The sequence below is a fragment of the Protofrankia sp. CiT1 genome, from assembly GCF_917627335.1.
Taxonomy (GTDB): Bacteria; Actinomycetota; Actinomycetes; order Frankiales; family Frankiaceae; genus Protofrankia.
The window spans coordinates 2,214-3,645 of record NZ_CAKJTP010000167.1 but is presented as its reverse complement, the minus strand read 5'-3'; the positions used below and the strand labels follow the sequence as shown (position 1 = coordinate 3,645).

Genomic DNA, 1,432 nt, shown 5'->3' with positions numbered 1-1,432 from the left:
CGACGCCGAAGGGCCGCAAAACCTTCATCTCCTGCACGGTTCCGCATCAAGTAGGATCTGTCTATATGATCTCATTCTCTGTGTTGGTGGCGCGCTTAAATCCCACGGTGGAGAACTCGCCCTCTACGATAGAGGGACCACTTCAGAAAATAATCAAGAATTCGTGAAGGGCAATGGCCGGTCAGGCGATCTGGCGGAGATCGTTTCCATAGTCGAAGATGATCCGCATGCGAGCACCCAGCGCTCGGGCATACCGGCTTAGCGTAGCGACCTCGTTGGCATCGAGATCACCGTTCTCGATCTGACTCACCCGGCCCGGGGAGACGCCCATCAGGTCGGCCACCTGACGCTGAGTTAGCCCCAGTCGCTTGCGCTCCTCGGCCAGATGGAATGCACTAACCCATGCCTCGGTGCGCGCCCGCTCAGCGGTTAGCGCATCCCCATCGCCGTCGTGCAGCTCGGCGCGAATGTCGTCCCAGTCATGAAACTCGGTCATGAGCCCTCCCGCCGCTTCCTCTCCGAGGCCAGCCATCTGTCATACGCGATCTCGGCCGCGGGGATCGCCGTCCTGTACCATCGCGACCAGTCGCCAGCCTTGTTGCCAGCGACCAGCAGTACCGCCTGCGACCAGGGGTCGAAGACAAAGATCACCCGTATCGCAACATCCGGCCCGACCGTGGACGCAGCTCCTTGAGATTCTTGACTGTCGACTCACGCAGTGTGTCGACCAGCGGACGCCCGAGCCCGGGTCCGATCTCGGCGAGCATGTCGATCACCACGTTGACCGACCGATAGGCGTCCGGATCTGTCTGGCGCAACGCACGCAGCCACTCCCGTACTTCGGGTGCGACCTTGATCGCCCACTGATGAGGTGGTTCTGCCGACATGGATCAACTATAGCCTAGCCTAAACATCCGCTCTGTGATTCCAGAAGATTCCGCGGCCGGCGCGCTGTGACTGACCGGCTGACAGCCAAGCCGGCGGACGACGATGAATGGAGCGTACGAGCTCAGCCGACAGGAAGGACGCCCACGGGGGCTGGCGGAAGATCCAGGTCTGACCGCGGATCAAATGGTTGGTGGGGTGCTTGCGGCTACGGGGTCGACATGCCGTCGAACATAAGCGGATGAAACGCCTATTTCTCTGTTGTTGGCAATTACCGGAAGATCCTCTGGCGGTCCCGCGTCGCGTTCGGGTGCTTTTTGGATGGGTTGACCGCGCTGGCTGCGTACGCCAGACTGCAAATAGTTGCTGAAACTAGTTACATCGCCGGTAGCGGCGGATGCGCCGCAGATGTGTACCGCTGTGGTTGCTCCAGGCCGGCCGAGCATTTCCCGTCGGCCGTGACGCCCCGGTGGGGCGCCGTCCGGGTGCCGCCGGAATGAGCGCACGGGCCCGTCGGTCGCCCGACCACCAGTTCCGAGAGAGCAGC

Annotated in this window: 1 protein-coding gene and 1 pseudogene; both read right to left on the bottom strand. The window is 61.9% G+C overall.

All coding sequences use genetic code 11. From position 1 onward, the window contains the following. Nucleotides 1-181: 181 nt before the first annotated feature. Nucleotides 182-496 (bottom strand): transcriptional regulator, encoded by a 315-nt coding sequence (locus MJ785_RS18675; protein ID WP_239310862.1) that lies wholly within the window; start codon nt 494-496, stop codon nt 182-184. Then, nucleotides 493-887, bottom strand: a pseudogene (locus tag MJ785_RS18670) (type II toxin-antitoxin system RelE/ParE family toxin). Before MJ785_RS18670 ends, MJ785_RS18675 begins: the two are co-directional and overlap by 4 nt. Nucleotides 888-1,432 lie beyond the last annotated feature (545 nt).